At 37.2% G+C, this 21284-nt stretch carries 13 protein-coding genes; 11 read left to right on the top strand and 2 right to left on the bottom strand.

The genetic code is table 11. The features are described from left to right. Positions 1–11: 11 nt before the first annotated feature. Positions 12–941 (bottom strand): transporter substrate-binding domain-containing protein, encoded by a 930-nt coding sequence (locus BTR_RS00290; RefSeq protein ID WP_012230337.1) that lies wholly within the window; start codon positions 939–941, stop codon positions 12–14. Between the two features lie 1031 nt (positions 942–1972). Here BTR_RS00290 and gyrB point away from each other — a divergent pair. From gyrB to BTR_RS00230, 11 genes are all read left to right on the top strand, one after another. Then, positions 1973–4423 carry a DNA topoisomerase (ATP-hydrolyzing) subunit B gene (gene gyrB, locus BTR_RS00285; protein WP_012230336.1) on the top strand — a complete coding sequence of 817 codons (2451 nt, stop codon included), beginning with the start codon at positions 1973–1975 and terminating at the stop codon, positions 4421–4423. A 120-nt stretch (positions 4424–4543) separates the two neighbouring features. Next, the gene (gene ubiE / locus BTR_RS00280) at positions 4544–5326 is read left to right on the top strand and encodes a bifunctional demethylmenaquinone methyltransferase/2-methoxy-6-polyprenyl-1,4-benzoquinol methylase UbiE (protein WP_012230327.1); all 783 of its coding nucleotides are present in this window, start codon (positions 4544–4546) and stop codon (positions 5324–5326) included. A gap of 2 nt (positions 5327–5328) precedes the next feature. Further along, positions 5329–6915 (top strand): 2-polyprenylphenol 6-hydroxylase, encoded by a 1587-nt coding sequence (gene ubiB, locus BTR_RS00275; RefSeq protein WP_012230326.1) that lies wholly within the window; start codon positions 5329–5331, stop codon positions 6913–6915. A 68-nt stretch (positions 6916–6983) separates the two neighbouring features. Continuing rightward, entirely contained in the window at positions 6984–8408 is a 1425-nt protein-coding gene (gene coaBC / locus BTR_RS00270) for a bifunctional phosphopantothenoylcysteine decarboxylase/phosphopantothenate--cysteine ligase CoaBC (RefSeq protein WP_012230324.1), read from the top strand. Positions 8409–9981: 1573 nt separating this feature from the next. Then, positions 9982–10701: a sulfate transporter family protein gene (locus tag BTR_RS00260; RefSeq protein WP_012230320.1), complete on the top strand. Its 720-nt coding sequence runs from the start codon at positions 9982–9984 to the stop codon at positions 10699–10701. A gap of 997 nt (positions 10702–11698) precedes the next feature. Beyond that, a complete protein-coding gene (gene accD / locus BTR_RS00255; protein ID WP_012230319.1) occupies positions 11699–12619 on the top strand; it encodes an acetyl-CoA carboxylase, carboxyltransferase subunit beta in 921 nt (306 codons plus the stop codon). Positions 12620–12623: 4 nt separating this feature from the next. Continuing rightward, positions 12624–13943 (top strand): bifunctional folylpolyglutamate synthase/dihydrofolate synthase, encoded by a 1320-nt coding sequence (locus BTR_RS00250; RefSeq protein ID WP_012230318.1) that lies wholly within the window; start codon positions 12624–12626, stop codon positions 13941–13943. A gap of 43 nt (positions 13944–13986) precedes the next feature. Further along, positions 13987–14985: a complex I NDUFA9 subunit family protein gene (locus BTR_RS00245; protein WP_012230317.1), complete on the top strand. Its 999-nt coding sequence runs from the start codon at positions 13987–13989 to the stop codon at positions 14983–14985. A gap of 719 nt (positions 14986–15704) precedes the next feature. After that, entirely contained in the window at positions 15705–17102 is a 1398-nt protein-coding gene (gene ahcY / locus BTR_RS00240) for an adenosylhomocysteinase (protein ID WP_012230315.1), read from the top strand. A 35-nt stretch (positions 17103–17137) separates the two neighbouring features. Next, positions 17138–19603 (top strand): sensor histidine kinase, encoded by a 2466-nt coding sequence (locus BTR_RS00235; RefSeq protein WP_012230313.1) that lies wholly within the window; start codon positions 17138–17140, stop codon positions 19601–19603. 44 nt (positions 19604–19647) lie between these two features. Further along, positions 19648–20115 (top strand): bifunctional alanine racemase/tRNA (adenosine(37)-N6)-threonylcarbamoyltransferase complex ATPase subunit type 1 TsaE, encoded by a 468-nt coding sequence (locus tag BTR_RS00230; RefSeq protein ID WP_012230311.1) that lies wholly within the window; start codon positions 19648–19650, stop codon positions 20113–20115. 759 nt (positions 20116–20874) lie between these two features. Here BTR_RS00230 and trxA read toward each other — a convergent pair. Then, positions 20875–21198: a thioredoxin gene (trxA, locus tag BTR_RS00225; protein WP_012230305.1), complete on the bottom strand. Its 324-nt coding sequence runs from the start codon at positions 21196–21198 to the stop codon at positions 20875–20877. Positions 21199–21284: the final 86 nt, after the last annotated feature.

Genomic DNA, 21284 nt, shown 5'->3' with positions numbered 1-21284 from the left:
AAAACTATTCATCAGTAAAAACTTATTGGAAAATAACGCAAATAAAGCTCTGTAAGTTTACCATCCTCTTCCAGTGATTTTAGTGCATAATTGAGGATATCAATCAATTTTTCGTTCTTTTTTGCCACAGCAAGCTGCATTCCTTGCCCCAATAACTGTGGTGCCATATATACTCCTCCAACAAAATGGCAGCAATCAACAGATTTTTGACTTTTGACCCATAACGATAAAGCAAATCCATCATCAAAAATAAGGTCAATTTTATGCTCCTGTAAGGCTTTATAGAGCTCTTCTCTCTCTTTAAATCCTTTCCATTGGGCTTTAGGAAAATAATAATGAAAAAGCTGTTCGTGAACACTTTTAGACAAAACACCACTGGTTAAATGGACTAATTGATTGCTTATTGGTTCATCGAGATTTAACTTTCGAGAAGCAAAAAATCGCGCTGGAAAGCGCAAATATGGCTTTGTAAAGACAAGATCTCGCTGGATTTGACTTGTTTCCTTTAAACCCGCAATAATGACTTCTGCACCACCATTTTTGACATGCTCCACAAGCTCTTTCCAAGGAACCACCTCTACTTCACAAAATTTTTCTAATTTTAATTTTGAACAAATAGCGCGCAATAAATCAATATGATAACCTGCAAGATGCCCCGTTTGATCAAGAAAATTAAAGGGGGGAAAATCAAAAGTTGTTACAAAACGCAAACGAATAATATCCGTTGTATCAGGTTGGACCCAATGTTCATGCGAATCAAAAAAAGAAGGCAACTTTTCAGCTATTTCAGCTTCTGCGTAAGAGGAAAATAGAAATCCCCCTGCTATAAATAAAATACGAATAAAAATAGTGTATAAATTATGGAGTAAAAGATACCGTAAACACCATTGAAGATATTTTACATGTATAAGTTTTCTTATTTTCAAAATCTCTCCCCCCATTTTTCAAAGCTAAGACAAAACTCTACTTAGCTATTATCTAACGCACTTCACAAAAATATCTTCCGCTTAATCAATAAAATTCTTGCACTTTTCTAAACTGTTAAAAATTTTCATATATTTTTTTTAAAATACATTGAAAATGCTTCAACTTTTTATCTCAAATGACCTCAATTTTTCCCAAACAAGTATATAAAAAGCAATTTGAGAGAAATGAACCTTATAGCATTCACAAGGTATTTGATGTTATACTCTTCAAATATCGTCGTAAAATAAATCTGGAAACATTGAGAGATGCTTCTTAAAAGAAGTGTGTGAATAAGCAACACAATGGTGTTTTATTTTGAATGAGAGATGTAATCGCCATAACGGGAATCACACAAACAAATACACACAATATTCTCACCTCAATCTAACATACAAAAAGTTGAGAAACTTAGAGGACACATAGTATTAACTTCATTAGAAGTGAAAATTGATTTATCGGTAAGAATGTAAATCCTCGTTAGCGTAACATAAAGATGCACAACTCATCTTGAAATATTAAGCATATGCAAAAATAAACGACAATATTACTCTTCACATAGATTTTAAAATTTACGTAAAGCTTAATCGATTTTGTCCCCAAATCTTAAAGGAAAAGGATTCATATCAACGTTGGATTATAAACAGTCGATTTTTCTCGATAAATTACGCTTTTAATTTCTTTGGTCTTCCCATTCATGCGATACACTTAACGAAAAGCTATATGGATAAGCACTGCTCTAAATATTCACCACGCACTGTAAAAATACTTAAATATAACAAAGAGAAACTTACTTTTCTTATATTATCGCCCTAAATGACGGTGTTTTACTGTATAATAGTGTCATATCATTTCATCATTCTCTCCATTATATATCGACAGATATTGAATCTAGAGCTGATATACGGTAAATGTTTAATGTGGTTATTCCATAAATAACTGATCAGAACATTGAGCTGTAAAAAAGCAGATAGAATATTGTAAATTGAACACAGGAATGGACCAACTTATGAGTGATGAAATAACCTCACCGACACAAAGTACCTCACCGACAAAAGGCGATGACTATGGCGCCGCTTCTATTAAAGTTCTCAAAGGTCTTGATGCTGTACGCAAACGTCCTGGTATGTATATTGGTGATACAGATGATGGGTCGGGGTTACATCATATGGTCTATGAAGTTGTAGACAATGCTATCGATGAAGCTCTAGCTGGTCATGCAACTCTTGTAAACGTCACACTCCATGCTGATGGTTCTTGTTCCGTTCGTGATAATGGACGTGGAATTCCAACAGATATCCATCCAACAGAAGGTATTTCTGCCGCTGAAGTTATCATGACACAGCTTCATGCTGGCGGAAAATTTGATCAAAACTCTTATAAAGTTTCGGGTGGATTGCACGGTGTTGGTGTCTCTGTTGTGAATGCACTTTCTGTTTGGCTTAAATTACAAATCAGACGAAATGGTAAAATTCATGAAATATCATTTACCCATGGGGTGGCTGATGCTCCATTAAAAGTTGTTGGTGATTGTGATCAAGAAAGTGGAACAGAAATTAGATTTTTACCAAGCTCTGAAACCTTTACTATGGTTGAGTTTGATTTTGAAACTTTAGAGCGCCGTTTACGGGAATTGGCCTTTCTAAATTCTGGGGTTCATATTCTTCTTGTTGACGAGCGTCATGCTGACATTAAAGCCGTTGAGTTGCATTATGAAGGCGGATTGATAGAGTTTGTCAAATATATTGATCAATCAAAAAAAGCGCTCTTAGATACGCCTATTTACATTGCAAGTGAAAAAGATGGTATGAGTGTTGATGTTGCCCTATGGTGGAATGATTCCTACCATGAAAAAGTGTTGTGTTTTACCAATAATATTCCTCAGCGTGATGGTGGAACGCATTTAATCGGTTTTAGAAGTGCTCTTACACGTCAAATTAATGGTTATGCCGAATCTTCAGGGATTGCCAAAAAAGAAAAAGTAAATTTAACCGGTGATGATTGCCGTGAAGGGTTAACAGCTATTCTTTCTGTCAAAGTTCCTGATCCTAAATTTTCTTCACAAACAAAAGATAAATTGGTTTCTTCTGAAGTGCGCCCTATTGTTGAAAATTTAGTCAATGAAGGGCTTTCGACATGGCTGGAAGAACATCCTAATGAAGCAAAGCTTCTCATCAGTAAAGTGGTGGAAGCTGCAACAGCACGTGAAGCAGCACGCAAAGCACGTGAACTTACAAGGCGAAAAGGAGCGCTTGATATCACTTCTCTGCCAGGCAAACTTGCCGATTGCCAAGAGCGTGATCCTGCAAAATCAGAAATCTTTATTGTCGAGGGAGATTCGGCAGGTGGTTCAGCAAAAAGTGGGCGCTCACGTCAAAATCAAGCAATTTTACCGCTTCGCGGTAAAATCCTCAATGTTGAACGAGCACGCTTCGACCGTATGCTCTCATCTGATATGATCGGAACACTGATTACAGCTCTTGGAACGTCGATTGGTAAAGATGAATTTTCACCCGATAAATTACGCTATCATAAGATTATTATCATGACAGATGCGGACGTTGATGGAGCCCATATTCGCACTCTGCTGCTCACTTTCTTTTTTAGACAAATGCCCGAATTGATTGAACGTGGACATCTTTATATTGCTCAACCACCTCTTTATAAAGTATCGCGTGGAAAATCTTCTCAATATATTAAAAATGAAGCAGCCTTTGAAGAATTCTTGATCGATACGGGACTAGAAGAAACAACCCTCGAGCTTTCAACGGGAGAAGTTCGTGCAGGAGCTGATTTATATCAACTCGCTAAAGATGCTCGTGTATTCCGTCAACTTTTAAATGGTCTTCATACCCGTTATGACCGTAATGTTGTTGAGCAAGCAGCCATTGTTGGCGCTTTTAACCCTGAAGCCTTTGCAACTCAAGAAAAAGCGCAAAAAATAGCAGAGGCTGTCGAACACCGCCTTAATCTGATTGCTGATGATATGGAACAGGGTTGGAGTGGACAATATATAGAAGATGGCAGTTTATGTTTTGAGCGTATTTTGCGTGGTGTTAAAGATGTTATCACGCTTGATGCAGGACTTATAAACTCAGCAGACGCACGTCAGATTGATCGCATTTCCCAAAATTTTAGCGACCTGTATCATCCTCCTCTTCTTTTACGCCGTAAAGATAAAACAGAGCGTATTTTTGGACCTATGAGCCTCTTAGAGAGCATTTTTACAAACGGTAAAAAGGGTATTACTCTTCAACGTTATAAAGGTCTTGGAGAAATGAATGCTGAACAACTTTGGGAAACAACACTTGATCCCAATGCGCGTTCTCTTTTACAAGTAAAAATTAATGATGCAACTGATGCAGATTCACTCTTTTCTCGTCTTATGGGTGATGAAGTTGAACCTAGACGTATTTTTATTCAAGACAATGCTTTAAGCGTTGCCAATCTTGATATCTAAAGGTACTCTTCTGTTTTTGGCTGTATAAACGTCGCAGTTTTATGCGTTGTTTTTTCGTATTTGAACATTACCTCTCTATTTCATTTACGATAAGAGAAAATAAGGAAGAAGGTCATATACATGGCAACTGAAACAGAACGTGTAGGAGCCAAAGGGGGTATGGAGCACTCCTTTGGTTTTACAAGAGTTGATGAAACACAAAAACAATCCATGGTGGATAGTGTATTTCATTCTGTTGCTGAAAATTATGACAAGATGAATGATATCTTATCCTTAGGGCTACACCGTGTGTGGAAAAATTCTATGGTTGCATGGCTTTCTCCACCAGCGCTTTCTCATTGGAAAGTTCTTGATGTTGCCGGTGGTACCGGTGATATTGCTTTTCGCATCCTTAAAGCTTCACGTCAAAAAGCCCATGCTACGGTGCTTGATATTAATGGCTCTATGCTCAGCGTTGGCAAACAACGCGCACAAAAAAATGGTCTTGCCCCTCTAATTGATTTTGTTGAAGCCAATGCAGAACATTTGCCCTTTGAAGACCAAAGCTTTGATGCTTACACCATTGCTTTTGGAATTCGCAATGTTCCTCATATTGATCAAGCTCTTAGAGAAGCTTTTCGTGTTTTAAAGCCTGGTGGGCGTTTCTTATGTTTAGAATTTTCAAATGTCGAGATGCCTTGGCTCGATAAAATTTATGATCTTTGGTCTTTCCATGCTATCCCTAAGCTGGGTCAATTTATTGCAAATGATGGCGATGCTTATCGTTATTTGGTTGAATCTATTCGCAAATTTCCTAAACAAAATGATTTTGCCCATATGATCAAGCAAGCAGGATTTTCACGCGTATCATACCGCAATCTCACCGGTGCGATTGCAGCACTGCATTCAGGTTGGAAAATTTAAAAATGGTGCAAATTTCTCCTTACTTTCAATTGATGCGTGCAGGATGGATTTTAACACGTGAAGGTGTTTTAAGTGCTCTGCCTCACGATGATCTTCAAGGATTTCCAGCATTATGTCATCGTATCGCGCGTGCATTAGCACGACGCAAAACGAAAAAGAAACAGCGATCTGAAAATATTTCGTATGCCATCAATAAGCTTGGACCCTCTTACATAAAACTTGGTCAATTTCTTGCCACAAGACCTGATATTGTCGGACGGAATGTTGCAGACGATTTGTCACAACTACAAGATCGTGTCCAAACATTTTCTTGCACCGCCGCTATTGCTCAAATCGAAAATTCTCTTGGTCGCTCTATTGATGATTTATTCGTCAATTTTTATCCCCCCATTGCCGCTGCTTCTGTTGCTCAGGTTCATCCTGCTGAATATATTGATGAAACTGGTCATAAGAAAAAATGTGCCGTAAAAGTCATTCGCCCTAATATCAGGGCACGTTTTTCTAAAGATCTTAGAGGTTTCTATCTCATTGCGCATTTACAAGAGCGTTATATCCCTGCCTCCCGAAGGCTACGTCCTGTTCGTGTGGTGGATACTTTAGCACAAACAACACGCCTTGAAATGGATTTACGCTTAGAAGCAGCCGCTATATCTGAAATGGCTGAAAATATTCAACAGGATACAGGTTTTCGGGTTCCTCGTATTGATTGGGAACGGACAGGGCGGAATGTTCTCACCATGGAATGGATTGATGGTATAAGAATATCCGAAATTTCCAAACTCAAAGAAGCAGGTTTTGATTTACAGGCTCTTGCCATTACGCTTATTCAGTCTTTTCTACGCCACACATTGCGTGACGGTTTTTTTCATGCCGATATGCATCCTGGTAATTTATTTGTAGACTCAGATGGATGTATTGTTGCTGTTGATCTAGGCATTACAGGAAGGCTTGGCAAAAAAGAAAAGCATTTCCTGGCTGAAATTCTTTACGGCTTTATTACGCGCGATTACCATCGGGTAGCCCGTGCCCACTTTGAAGCAGGCTATGTCCCTTCACACCATAATATTGAAAGCTTTGCACAAGCTAATCGTGCGATTGGAGAACCCATTCACGGACAATCAGCACAAAGCATTTCTATGGCTAAGTTGCTCACATTATTGTTTGAAGTTACTGAATTGTTTGACATGCAAACGCGACCCGAACTTCTCTTACTGCAAAAAACAATGGTTGTCGTGGAGGGTGTTGCCCGCACATTAGACCCCAGTTTTAATATGTGGAAAGCTTCTGAACCCGTTGTCAGAGAATGGATTAGTAAAAATTTAGGACCCGTAGGCGTTGCAAAAGACTTTAGTGAAGGAGCGCAAGCTCTCCTTTCGCTGGCACGCAAAACACCACAATTGCTACAAAATTTCCAACGTATAGAAGAAGATTTCAATCAAATAAGGACAACAGGTTTTAATCTTTCTCCTGCTACCCTAAAACAACTTGCCGCTGAACAAAGTCGTAGAAACCGTTATGGTCGTTATAGCCTGTTTATTATTGCACTTTGTTGCGTTTTTTTCACTTTTTACTTTTTTCATCTTTTCTAATCTCCTTAATATGCTAAAAATACCCATAATGAAATCATTGCAATCATTTTGTTTATTGGAGGTATTTTATGGCCAGTATTACTATTCGTAATCTCTCTCCTGAAATTAAAGAAGCTTTGCGCGTACGTGCCGCGCAAAATGGCATTTCTATGGAAGAAGAAGTGCGCCGTCTTTTAAGTAATCCCACCACTTTCACCACACACCCCTCTCATGTAAGCGCCGTTGAAGTGCAATCATTGAAATCAAAATCACTCCTTCTTATTATTGGTGGAAGTATTGCGGCCTATAAAGCGCTTGATCTCATTCGTCGTTTAAAAGAACGTGGAGCACACTTAAACATCATTATGACAAAAGCAGCGCAAAAATTTATTACGCCTTTAGCCGCTGAAGCTCTCAACGGTCGTACTGTATATACTGATTTATTTTCACGCGAAGAAGAACATGATATCGGACATATCCGACTAGCACGGGAAGCTGACCTCATTATTTTAGCCCCTGCTACAGCCAATCGCATAGCAAAAATAGCCCATGGCATAGGAGATGATCTAGCCGATTGCGTCCTTTTAGCAGCACGCTGTCCACTTTTAATTGCGCCTGCTATGAATCCAGCTATGTGGGCGCATCCAGCCACTGTTCGTAATGTTGCACAATTGCGCGCAGATGGCGTTCATATTATCGGACCAGAAATCGGAAATATGGCTGAACGTGACGAAACAGGCTATGGGCGCATGAGTGAACCCTTAACCATTGTCGCTGCCATAGAGGCTCTTTTGGATGTGCGTGAAAAACCTCTCTCTGGCCGCCATTTCATCGTTACCTCTGGCCCTACCCATGAACCAATTGATCCGGTGCGTTATCTTGCTAATCGGTCTTCAGGTAAACAAGGCCACGCCATTGCAACTGCTCTTGCGCATTTGGGAGCAAAAGTAACACTTATTTGTGGGCCTGTTAATCTTGCAGACCCACAAGAAGTAAAAACTATTCATGTTGAAACAGCACAACAGATGTTACAAGCCGTTCAAGAATCATTGCCTGCTGATGGTGCCATCTTTGTTGCCGCAGTTTGTGACTGGCGCAGTCAAACGCAATCTTTACACAAAATTAAAAAGAATGCTCACAAAACACCACCATCCCTCCATATGGTCGAAAATCCTGACATTTTAGCAACGACTGGACACGCTCCAAACCGCCCCTCACTGGTCATTGGTTTTGCTGCTGAAACATGTGATATTATTGCCAATGCGCAAAAAAAATGTGTCGAAAAAGGCGCTGATTTCATTCTTGCTAATGATATTTCTCTTCAACAAGATGGTACAAGCGTCATGGGTGCTGATACAAATCAAGTTTATCTTGTGAGTAAAGAAAAAGTTGAACAATGGCCCCCTATGCGTAAACAACACGTAGCGCAAAAATTAGCAAACATCATCGTATCATTTTTTACCCCCCAAACACCTACGCCTCATAAGAAAAAAATACACCATTTCAAAGAATAACTCTTCAAATACCTTATTAAAACATCTCAAAAAATAAGAACTGAACTTTTGAATCCATGAAGATGTCTATCCATCTCGACTAAATTAGATAACATATTAATTTATAATAATAATCTAGCGTTATTCAACTTGAATGAGAAACCCGAATATCGTAAGATTTTCTCATTTCAAATCCATGATATTGAATCAATCACAGCCTTTTTTGCACGTTAGCAAAGATAGCCGCATGAATATAAAGTGTTTAAGAAAGGACTAAAAAAACTATAATGAACCGTTTCAAAAGACAAGACTTGTCACAATATTGAGGGTAAGTGTATGATAGTGCTAGCATGCTCTTTTGTTAAGCATAAAGAGAGTGGTGCCCTCATAAGTTTTATAGTCTTCATGGGAGCCTTATCCTTATACAATTCACAGGCGCTATTGCGAAATGGGTGTGACGAGGGTTGAGAGATGTTTCTTTAAAAAATCCCATCTTATCCTAGCCTTCATAAAGAATAGAATCTTTGCACCACTGTTTTTCAAGCCTATAAAAAAACAAGCTGAAACCATTATTTGCCACTCTTCAATTTTACAAAAGCTCTTGCATTGGGGAAAATTTACAAAAAACATTTTCTTTCTTAAATGTTGTTATCCCTACATTGGTCCTATTTATGATGTGCAAATAAATGATTTTTTTAATGAAGATTTGAGAAAATATCTCTATGTTTGAGATTCTCATTCAAATTGAAGATGATAAATTCTCTTCATAAATGAATGATGTTATTATCTAAAAATTATTTGATACAATGCACCACTTGCATGAAAAGTGCTTCAATGAATTTTTACTTTATTGCATTTATAGCTCAAAATATCATCATTTTTAATCATGTGTGACATCTCCCTTTCTTTGTTTCTTCTCAAAAAACTGCCTATTATGAAATATATAGTGTTAATCGTTTAAAGTTCCTTTCTTTTCCTATTGCGATATCACATGAATCACGCTGTTGCCTAAAATCAGAATATTTCCGTAACTAATACATAAATTTTATCCTTATTTTATTAACCTCAATATTGTTTTGAATAGAAGCCTAAGTCGAGGAGTGCCAAGCCAAGTGATCGAAAAGTAATATTAGGGACCGTACAAAACAAATAAGGCTATAAATTAAATTAAGCTGCTATATTGGATGAATGGAAGTAAAAAACTCCTCCTCAATATCTCTTACCACCTTAATTTTTTTAGATATATCATGTAAACGCAATCAGCTAAACTTTGTACAAAAATATTTAAAAGTTCTTCTAAAACAGCTGCTTCTTAAATTCTTCTCGTTTTTTTTAAAAGCAAAATTTCTATTGATTCAAATTGTATTTTAAACAAAGAAGCCTTCGTTATTTTTTATCTTATCCATTCTATAAGAAGAATTTATCCTGATTTGAATAATATATAAAGGTGAAAAATCCTCTTTTTACAAAACAATATTGATGTATTTCCTTAGTGTTATTGAAAATAGATCTTGTAATTCAAGAAATAAAAAATTACACAATATCTTCAATATATTTCTTGTTTTTTTTGCTTCTTTCCTTAATTTATTAGTCTATGATTTTTACTGCTGCCTATCGTGCTTTACAACGTCTTCTGACCTCACAATATAGCATTATGATACTAAAAGCATTGGGAGTTACTTTTTGTGTGCTCGTCATTTTATGGTTATGTGTGCACCAACTTTTTGTGTCTTACTTTTGGCCTTGGGCTTCTCAGTTTCTTCCTGGTCTCCCGAGTTGGGCAGGGTGGTTGGGATTTAGCATGCTTATCATCTTCAATCTTGGTTTGGCTCTTTTGTTGGCTTTTTTTATTGCTCCCATCACAGCTATGATAGGTGGTTTTTTCATTGACTCTGCTGCTGAAATCATTGAAAAGGAAGATTATCCAAATGAGCCTATTGGACAAGCTATGCCATTTGGACGTTCTCTTATCCTCTCCTTTAAATTTGTTATTTTAAGCCTTATTGGTAATGGAATTGCTTTTATTTTATTCTTCATACCAGGTGTTAATTTGATTGCTTTTTATGTTATTAATGGTTATTTGCTCGGTCATGAATATTTCTTGTTTGCGGCTTACCGTTTTCGAACAGAGAAAGATGCGCGCGCTTTTTTACATACTCATTATACAAAAGTTTTTGGCGCTGGATTGTTGATTGCGGTTTTTGTTTCGATTCCCATTCTGAATCTAGCTACACCACTTTTTGCGGCCGCTTTTATGACACATTTACACAAAATGCTTTCCCAAAAAACCATGGCACGCATCACACAAAAATAATATTCCTTGAACTTTAAACTTAACAAAACTTGCGAGCCAAAGAAAACATAATATAAAATTTTATGCTTTACCTTTTTTTTAAAATCAAGATATTGATTTATAATGATAATTTATCATTTTATGACATGAGTAAAAAAACTCAATATCATAAAGCTTTCTTATTTTCACCCATTCATGTTGAATCACTTAAAATCGTTTGTTGAAATATCATAAACGGGAGCGGTCGTGTGAATAAAAAAACTTTTAAAAAGATATAAAATGCCTCTCATGCCTTCTCTCAACGCAAGAATTATTGTTACATTGGAACTAGCAAAGGGTATGATGATATTACCTTCTATTTCAGTAAAATAAGGGAACATATGAATTTTATGCTTTTTATGGAAGAAATATACTCTTCATCGGCACTATCATGAGATGAATTTTGAGAATATGTGAGACTGTTAAATATAGCAACGCATGAATACACAATAAAAATGATATTTTTTGAGCGCTTTATTTTATGTGAAACGCGCGTGCTTTAAAAAGACTGTTTGAAAAAAATCTTGCTCTGCCGCTAGCGTTTCGCTAACATAACATTATCATATCCATTCTTTTTAATGGATGCGTATCGCCTTGTAGGTTTTATATTATAAGGTTTCTTTGCTTTAAAACTATTGATATTAATGAGTAATTGGAGATTCATTTTTATTAAAAGAAAATAAGCCGTTTATTAACCAGCGCAAGAGATGAGTTTTAATACCAAAATCGAAGAATAAAAATATGTAAGTTCTTAAAACTTCTGGGAAATTTGTTATAGGGAATACTCTTTGTGCATATGATTGTTATGACATTGGAAATATTAAAAATAAAAAAACAATGGAGTTAGAGCTATACGTGCACGGATAAAAACATTAAATAGACTTGTTTGTTCAGCCCGAAAAGCAAATGTAACCGTTTAAGTTCTATATTCTTTCAAATCATGCAAAAGATGTGTAATATTTAAAGGAAGGCTATAAAGATGAACTGGATTACAAATTATGTTCGTCCTAAAATTAACTCTATATTGGGACGCCGTGAAATTCCAGAAAATCTGTGGATTAAAGATCCTACCAGTGGTGAAATGATCTTCCATAAAGATCTGGAAGCCAATCAATTTGTGGCTCCTAATTCTGGCTATCATATGCGTATTAGTGCCAAAAATCGTCTCGTGCATTTTTTTGATGATGGTGTCTATACAGCTCTTGAAAATCCAAAAGTTGTAACAGATCCTTTAAAGTTTCGTGATGAAAAACGTTATATTGACCGGTTAAAAGATTATCGTTCTAAACTTGGTGTTGATGACAATATTTTAAGTGCACGCGGTACTATTGAAGGCTTACCAATTATTGCAACCGTTCAAGATTTTGCCTTTATGGGTGGCTCTCTCGGTATGGCTTCAGGAGAAGCTATTGTCAAAGCTTTTGATACTGCCATTGCTGAAAAATGCCCCTTGGTTCTTTTTGCTGCTTCTGGTGGCGCACGCATGCAAGAAGGAACACTCTCATTGATGCAAATGCCCCGTACAACAGTAGCAATTGAAATGCTAAAAGAAGCAAAACTTCCCTATATTGTTGTTTTGACCAATCCAACCACGGGTGGTGTTACGGCTTCTTACGCCATGCTCGGCGATATTCACATTGCCGAACCCGGTGCTATGATTGGTTTTGCTGGTCCACGTGTGATTCAACAAACGATCCGTGAAACTCTACCAGAAGGTTTTCAAAGTAGTGAATATCTACTCGAACATGGTATGATTGATATGGTTGTATCGCGTTTAGAAATGAAAACGACTATTGCACGTCTTTTACGCTTAATGATGAAACGCCCTGCTGTTGTTACCCCTTCCCCCCCATCCCCAACAGATTCTCAAACATCGCTTTCTAAAACAAAAGCAGCCTAAATTCATGCAACCAAGCCAAGTACAAAAGGTCGTAGATGATCTACTGGAAAACTATCCAAAAAAATTTGATCTTTCTTTAGAGCGTATTGTTCGCCTTTTAGAGCAGCTTGGTAATCCACATTTAAAACTTGGCCCTGTTATTCACATTGCTGGAACAAATGGCAAAGGCTCTGCCTCAGCAATTTGTCGTGCTCTTTTAGAAAGTGCAGGCTACTGCGTTCATATGTATAGCTCACCTCATCTCGTCAACTGGAATGAACGCTGCCGGTTAGGCCAAAAAGGAGGTGGTCAACTTGTTACAGAGAGCCTATTGGCTGAAACAATCCGTGAAATTATAAAAATCAATCGTCAAGAGCCGATTACTATTTTTGAAATTTTTACAGCCGCTGCCTTTATGCTGTTTAGTACACATCCAGCTGATGTTATCATTTTAGAAGTTGGGTTGGGAGGACGTTTTGATGCTACCAATGTTATTAAAAAACCAGCTGTATCGCTTATTATGCCCATTGATTATGATCATGAGAGCTTTCTTGGAAACACAATTGCTCAAATCGCTTTTCAAAAAGGGGGGATTATCAAATCAAACGTTCCTGTGGTTATTGGTAAGCAAAATTATGAAAAAACTCTTGCTACTTTAATACCCCTTGCCGATAAAAATAAAGCACCTTATTCTTTATTTGATCAAGATTATCAAAGCTATAAAGAACATGGACGTATGGTTTTTCAAAACAATCAGGGTCTCATGGATCTTCCCCTTCCAAACCTTATTGGAGACTACCAAATTGCCAATGCTGGTGCTTCTCTTGAAGCAGTTTGTCAAGCAGGTTTTCAACTTTCAGAACAAACCATAAATGACGCTTTGAAAAATATTTATTGGCCCGCACGGATGCAACACCTTACCCAGGGACATTTGGTTGATCAACTATCTCCTAATATTGATTTATGGCTCGATGGTGGTCACAATCCTGCTGCTGGAAAAGTTATTGCGGCTGAACTTACACAATGGAGAAAAAAAACAAATCGTCCCATTATTATGATTGCTGGCATGATCAATACCAAAGATGCTGTCGGTTATTTTCGTCCTTTAGCGAACCTTGTCGATAAAGTATATACGATACCGCTTATTGACAATAACGCCGGCATCTGTCCAATAAAATTAGCTGAATCAGCCCAAAAAGTAGGAATCTTTGCATCCCCACAAGCACACCTACAAGATGCTTTGCATAAAATTAAGGTCGAATATCAAGAGGCAATCGTTCTTATTGGAGGTTCCCTTTATCTTGCGGGCGATATTTTGCGTGACAATAAAACACCACCGTGCTAGAAATTGGCTATTTTTAAAGCTTTGAAAGATAGACTTTTTAATCATGCAACTTGATTGTGCTCTTTATCAACACCCTAAACTTATTACTGTTTTTGGCGGATCTGGTTTTGTAGGACGCCATGTCGTTGAAAATTTGACGAAGCGGGGATACCGGGTTCGTATTGCTGTTCGTTGTCCACAAAAAGCTTATTACATGCTCCAAACAGGAGAAGTAGGGCAAACCCAAATGCTTAAAACAGATATCAAGCATCGTGCATCTGTTGTACGCGCATTGCTTGGAGCTGATGCGGCGGTGTTTTTGCCTGGTAGTTTAAAACAAGCAAATCAATCGAATTTTAAAAGCACACAAATTGATGGTACTTATAATGTTGCTGAATTAACAGCAGAAGCTGGTATTCCACTCATTTATATGTCAACACTTGTGGCTAATGAGAACGCTTCATGTCTTTATGCACGTGTTAAGTTTATGGGTGAACAAATCATTTATAACAAGCATCCTCAAGCAATTATTATGCGTCCATCTGTTATTTTCGGACCAGAAGATTGTTTCTTTAATACCTTAGCAGATTTATCACGCTTTTTACCCATTATGCCTCTTTTTGGAGGGGGACAAAGTAAATTGCAACCCGTGTATGTTGGTGATGTTGCAGAATTTATCGCACGCGCTTTAGATGGACAGGTTGCTTGGGGGAAAAATTATGATCTTGGTGGTCCCCAGATTATCACCTTCCAAAATGCTGTTGAAAATATACTCAAAATTATTCACCGTAAAAAAACAATCCTATCCATTCCTCTTTCTGCCGGTCTATTGATTGGAGGAATTTTGGGAACAATCGGTAAATTACCTTTTATACCAACACTTGTAACAGCCAATCAGATACGCTTTTTGCAAATAGATAACATTGTTTCTCAAGAAGCTATTGAAAATGGACATACTTTAGAAGGTATAGGAGTTACTCCTAGAGCAATGGCTGCATTTTTGCCAAGTTATCTCTGGAGGTTTCGTCCACATGGTCAATTTTCCCAAAACTTAACCGTCTAAAATAGATTCTCCAAAAACTGAGTTAATTATTTGATTTATAATTCATAGCTTGTTGTTCGCTCTTTTAAAATCAGACTTTTCAATGGACGAAAGTTTTTGCTTTTTAAATGCTCCATTCAGTACGACGAAAAATATTTTCTCTCACATTTAGAGTCTTTTGATAAAAATCGTTGAAAACAGAAAAAAACACTTCTTATAAATTGTCTTTATGCAAGAGCCGATACAACATTGGAATCCAGAAAAACCAGTGCTGATATTGTCTATTCATAACTATAAAGACAGCAACATATGACTTTGCATTATATTATTTTGCTAAAGCTTAATAATGAAATGAAAAAAGATCATAATGCCTTTTTTAAAAAAACGTATGAGTACGTAGAGTAAGAATATACTCTTTTTGATTATCCCGTAAAAAAATCGATATAAAAACTGTGAAGCAATGCATCATATTTATTCTTTAAAAGGTATTCCTCTGGAGATTTTTAAAAGTTTAAAAACCAAGTAAAACAAATAAAATTTTGTTTTTATAATAAGATTTATCATGAGATATTCTTGTCCTATTCATAATATCATGACTCAGATCTATAAATGCATATTTGTTGCCAAATTTATGGAGATTTTAAAAGAGCTTTTTCACATAAAGAAGTCTTCTTCTTGTCTTGCATTTTTTTTTAATTTCTCCTACCGTCTTGGAAAAACTGATTTTAAAGGAATAAAGAATGACAGCTCAAGATTTTGTTGTCAAAGATATTGGCCTTGCTGCCTATGGTCGTAAAGAACTTGATATTGCTGAAACGGAAATGCCTGGTTTGATGGCTTGTCGCAAGGAGTTTTCCTCTAGTCAACCCTTGCGTGGTGCGCGTATTTCTGGCTCATTGCACATGACAATTCAAACAGCTGTTTTAATTGAAACATTAAAAGCGATTGGCGCCGATATACGGTGGAGCTCTAGCAATATTTTTTCCACGCAAGATCATGCAGCAGCAGCTATCGCCGCAACAGGTATTCCTGTCTTCGCTGTTAAGGGTGAAACATTGGAAGAATATTGGACTTATATAGATGCCATTTTCCAATGGCCCGATGGTCATCCTTCGAACATGATTTTAGATGATGGAGCTGATGCTACAAACTATATTTTAGTGGGAAGTCGTGCAGAACAAAATAAAGATATCCTCTCGCATCCTAAAACAGAAGAAGAAGAAATTTTTTTCAAACAAATCCAAAAGCGTATGGATGCAACGCCAGGATTTTTTACACGACAGCGCGCAGCAATTAAAGGGGTAAGCGAAGAAACTACAACAGGTGTAAACCGTCTTTATCAATTACAAAAAGAAGGGCTTCTGCCTTTTCCTGCTATTAATGTCAATGATAGCGTCACTAAATCAAAGTTTGATAATAAATACGGATGTAAAGAATCATTGGTCGATGGTATTCGACGTGGAACAGACGTGATGATTGCTGGTAAAACTGCTATTGTCTGTGGTTATGGTGATGTAGGAAAAGGTTCAGCAGCGTCTCTTTCAGGTGCTGGAGCGCGTGTTAAAGTAACAGAAATCGATCCTATTTGCGCTCTTCAAGCGGCCATGGATGGCTATGAAGTTGTTAATTTAGATGATGCTGCTTCTAGTGCTGATATTATCATTACAACAACAGGCAATAAAGATGTGGTCCGTTTAGACCATATGCGACAAGTCAAGGATATGTGTATTCTTGGAAATATTGGTCATTTTGATAACGAAATTCAAGTCGCAGCTCTTAGAAATTTGCCGTGGACAAATATTAAGCCTCAAGTTGATATGATCACCTTTCCCGATGGAAAACGTATCATTTTGCTCTCTGAAGGGCGTTTGTTAAATCTCGGTAATGCAACGGGACATCCTTCTTTTGTCATGTCAGCCTCGTTTACTAATCAAGTTTTAGCGCAAATTGAACTCTTTACCCGTGCAGAACACTATACCAATGAAGTCACTGTTTTACCTAAAAATCTTGATGAAAAAGTTGCACGTCTTCATCTTGATCGGTTAGGAATAAAATTAACTGTTTTATCAGAAGAGCAAGCCGCTTATATTGGAGTCACACCGCAAGGACCTTATAAACCAAACCATTACCGTTACTAAAATGCTTCCTTGGGTTAAAAAAAGGGAAAAATATCGTGCTCAGCTTTGGTGACCATACCCCCAAAGAAAAAGCTCAAAAAATGATCCGAATCTATACGTCTATATTTTGCCTTTTTTTCTTTTTTTCTCCAACACGCACTGTTGCTCAATCGTTGGAAGATTATTTACCATTTTCCTTCACTTTGCCAAATGGTCCATGGCTGTTTTTAGCGCTGTGTGGAGGAATTTCTTGTGCTTCAATTCTCTCGTGCGTCGTTGTTATTATGCATGCAAAAAAAGCTGTACAGAAGCCTCTGAAGACAGTCCATGCAGATCTTTCTGAAAAACTTAAATATTATGAATGGCTTCTGGAAGAAACCGAGCAACTCCTTCTTATTTGGGAAAATCCAACAACCTTACCTCGTGTCGTTGGTACCCTTTCCACATTGCAAAAAATAGGCATTGATCAGCAAAATTTTCAGCGCTTTGAACTCTGGGTTGAAGAAAATTCTCTGCGAGAACTTGATTATGCGTTGACTCAACTGCGTTGTAAATGTCACCCTTTTGAACTTTCTATCACCACCACAAATCATGTGCTGCTACAAGTTACAGGGGTCATCGCAGGAACAGTCGCCATCGCTCGTTTTCAAGACATCTCAAAACAGCAGAGCGAAAATGCTCGTTTACAGAAAGATATTGCCCACCTTCTTACTGAATTGAGAATGCAGCGTAATCTTCTTGATCTTATTCAAGAGCCTGTATGGATAAAAGATTGTAAAGGAAAAGTTTGTTTTATCAATCGCGCCTTTAGAGAAATGATAGACTATCGTGAAGGCAGTGATGAAGTGGGGGATCTTTTCAATGAAAACACACAATGCAAAACAGATGAAACAGAAACAATTTTTCAAGAACATGTTCACACCGTCATTGATGGAGAGCGGCGCCGTTTTCATCTCACACGGATCACAACAGCCGAAGGGATGGCCGCTTTTGCCCGTGATGACAGCGCCTATGAAAATCTTGCTCATGAATTAAGATATATTCTTCAAAGCCATTGTGAAACCCTTGACCAAATCTCAACAGCTGTAGCTATTTTTGATACAAATCAAAAATTAAAATTCTGCAATCATGCTTTTAAAATTTTATGGCCGTTGGAGAGTTCCTTTTTAGAAAGTGAACCAAGTCATACATTGTTTCTTGAACGTTTACGTGAAAAAGGGCTCATTGCTGAACATCCTGATTGGCGCGCGTGGAAAGAAGAACTTTTTAAAGCCTATCGGCAAATGGAATCAAACCAACAAATTTGGAATCTTCCAGATGGGCGTACGGTGCGTGTTGTCTCGAACCCTCACCCACAAGGAGGGGTCACGTGGCTTTATGAAAACCTTACAGAAAAAATTGATCTTGAACGCCGTTATAATACACTGATTAAAATACAAGGGGAAACACTTGATAAACTTTCCGAAGGCGTAGTCGTTTTTGGTATGGATGGACGCCTTCGTTTATCGAATCCTGCCTTGTCGAAATTGTGGTCGCTTCCTTATAATTTACTGGTAGAAGGGACCCATATTACACAGTTACAAAGCCATTGTTCAGCCTTAACTTTGGGACAAGAATGGGATAAGTTTACCAAATTCATTACCGGTTTTGCTGAAAAACGTGAAACATATTCGGGGCGTATAGATCTTAAAAATGATATGATTATTGACTATACTTTAGTCCCTCTTCCCGATGGACAAACAATGCTTACTTTTGTGAATGTTACAGACACCGTCCATGTTGCACGTGCTCTTCAAGAAAGAAATGAAGCCTTAGAAAGTGCTGATCGTTTGCGTAATGAATTTGTCCAACATGTTTCCTATGAATTGCGTACACCTCTCACCAATATTATTGGATTTTCTGATATTCTCCGTGACCAAATTTTTGGCTCTATCAATGAACGTCAACAAGAATATCTTGGGCATATTCATTCAGAATCAGGAACTCTTTTGAATATTGTTAACGATATTCTTGATCTTGCCACCCTTGATGCAGGCATTATGGAGTTAGACATAAAACCAGTTAACATTGCCGATGCTATGATACAAGCAGTAGCCCGTGTAGAAGATCGCCTTAATGGACGCCATATTACGCTTTTGCAACAAATTTCTCCTTCCTTAAATTCTATTTCTGCTGACGAAAAACGTTTGCATCAAATTTTTGTGAATGTCCTGAGTAATGCACTTAATTTTGCAACGGAGGCGAGCACGATTGAATTTTGTGTCGATGAACAAGATGACAACATTGTCTTTAGCGTTCACAATGAAGGCTCTGACATCCCTGAAGACATCCTTGATCGTATTTTTAAACGTTTTTCTTCCCATTCACACCATGGTGGGCGTGCAGGAGCGGGGCTTGGGCTTTCGCTTGTGAAAAGTTTTGTTGAACTACATGGTGGATATGTTGAAATTCTTACCGGTTCTGGGAAAGGAACAACTGTTAAGTGTTTTTTCCCCCTCTCCAAAGGAGATAAAATTTTTTAATTTTAACCTTTATTATATTTTTTATCCAGTTCATGGAAGTCTTGATGAATTTTAATTTTTTTCTTGAAAATGAAGAGGCAACAAAGCTTTTTGCAAAAAATTTAGCCCTTTCTTTAAAGCCGGGGGATCTTGTTACGCTGCAAGGAGATCTTGGAACTGGAAAATCAACCATTGCACGTACAATCATCCAAACGCTTGTAAACGACGACACTATGGATGTTCCAAGCCCTACTTTTACTCTTGTGCAAAACTATCAACTTCCACAGTTTGAAATTATTCATGCTGATCTTTATCGCCTTTCTATGGCAGAAGAAATTGATGAATTAGGGCTTCATGAAGCACGTGAGAAAAACATTTTACTCGTTGAATGGCCAGAGAGAAGTGCAGATCTTTTAGAGATTGCCACTTTTGCACTCACCTTACAATATAAAGCACATGGGCGTCATGTGATACTGAGATCTGCACAACATTCCATTGAATGTTTGCAACAGTCTTTTGCAATTCGCACATAAAAAATATCGACATGATCATGGGCATCATCATTTTTTAATTTGTGATGCCTTAGGACACACCTAGAAAATTTGAGATGATGAATAACAATAAAGAAGTCCTGATGGATGCACCAACCATGAAGATAAAACAAAACACAGACTCTTTTATAAAAATGGCACAACTTGCAAAGGACATCCATTAATTGGTAGGAATTAAGTCGTTTCTTTTAGAGAATGTTTTTTTATCCCTCATATTTTTTTGAAGATTAAAATTCTTTTGATTCTAGAGAAATGTGTAAGGGAATTTATATCAAGGTGATAATTTTCTCAGAAGAGCATTAACTTACCCCCTATAGTGAATTGCTTTCTTCTTTCTCCTTAAAAAGTGTAAATTTCAAAAAAGCAACTTGTAAAATTTTTGCTTAAAATCTCCTTCTGTTATTGCTAAGCACTCCAAGCAGAGGCCCCCTTATTGCTAAAGTGATATTTGCTTTTTTATGTGTTGGAACCCTTATCTTGATCGCCTTGTCCAAGAAGAAAATATCATTCACTTAAATATTCGTTGGCGTGCATATAAAGAAGGAATTGCCTACCTTGTTTATACAGAACAACTTTTTAATAAAAAATGATCTCTTGAATCATGCATAACAGTGTGGATTCTTAAAAGTATTAAAATAAATGGCATTTAACTTTTTGATTTAATTAAACAGAAAAGAATATTAAAAAAAATCAAAAGGAGAGACTAAAATTTCTCCCCTTTATCGTCCCTTATGTATGGCATTAACGAAGCCCATCTTTTATCCACTCAGAAAGACGTCCCTTAGAGGTAGCGCCAACCATATTTGATGAGACATTTCCATTTTTAAACATTAGTAATGTAGGGATAGAGCGTACTCCATATTGGGTAGCTAATTCCGGATTTTCGTCAATATTTACTTTGACAATTTTAACTTGGTTTTGCATTTCCGTTGAAATTTCATCCAAAATTGGCGCTATCATTTTGCAAGGACCACACCATTCTGCCCAAAAATCAACCACAACAGGGGTGGAAGAGGTTAGAACTTCACTTTCGAAATTGTCCTTATCAACTTTTACACACGTCATTGATTTATCCTTTATATTCACTTTTTATAGATTGGTATGATAACAATTCATATCAAGTTATTGCAAAGATAAATTATTAAGAAGCT

Origin of the sequence: Bartonella tribocorum CIP 105476, assembly GCF_000196435.1 — a bacterium.
GTDB lineage: Bacteria > Pseudomonadota > Alphaproteobacteria > Rhizobiales > Rhizobiaceae > Bartonella > Bartonella tribocorum.
The sequence above is the reverse complement of the archived record's forward strand: the minus strand, read 5'-3'. Positions and strand labels throughout refer to the sequence as shown.

Coding starts and splice junctions, on each gene's coding strand:
- BTR_RS00250 (WP_012230318.1), top strand. CDS start 12,624: ATGCAACCAAGCCAAGTACAAAAGGTCGTAGATGATCTACTGGAAAAC.
- BTR_RS00260 (WP_012230320.1), top strand. CDS start 9,982: ATGATTTTTACTGCTGCCTATCGTGCTTTACAACGTCTTCTGACCTCA.
- accD (WP_012230319.1), top strand. CDS start 11,699: ATGAACTGGATTACAAATTATGTTCGTCCTAAAATTAACTCTATATTG.
- ahcY (WP_012230315.1), top strand. CDS start 15,705: ATGACAGCTCAAGATTTTGTTGTCAAAGATATTGGCCTTGCTGCCTAT.
- BTR_RS00290 (WP_012230337.1), bottom strand. CDS start 941: ATGGGGGGAGAGATTTTGAAAATAAGAAAACTTATACATGTAAAATAT.
- ubiE (WP_012230327.1), top strand. CDS start 4,544: ATGGCAACTGAAACAGAACGTGTAGGAGCCAAAGGGGGTATGGAGCAC.
- BTR_RS00230 (WP_012230311.1), top strand. CDS start 19,648: ATGAATTTTAATTTTTTTCTTGAAAATGAAGAGGCAACAAAGCTTTTT.
- coaBC (WP_012230324.1), top strand. CDS start 6,984: ATGGCCAGTATTACTATTCGTAATCTCTCTCCTGAAATTAAAGAAGCT.
- ubiB (WP_012230326.1), top strand. CDS start 5,329: ATGGTGCAAATTTCTCCTTACTTTCAATTGATGCGTGCAGGATGGATT.
- BTR_RS00245 (WP_012230317.1), top strand. CDS start 13,987: ATGCAACTTGATTGTGCTCTTTATCAACACCCTAAACTTATTACTGTT.
- trxA (WP_012230305.1), bottom strand. CDS start 21,198: ATGACGTGTGTAAAAGTTGATAAGGACAATTTCGAAAGTGAAGTTCTA.
- gyrB (WP_012230336.1), top strand. CDS start 1,973: ATGAGTGATGAAATAACCTCACCGACACAAAGTACCTCACCGACAAAA.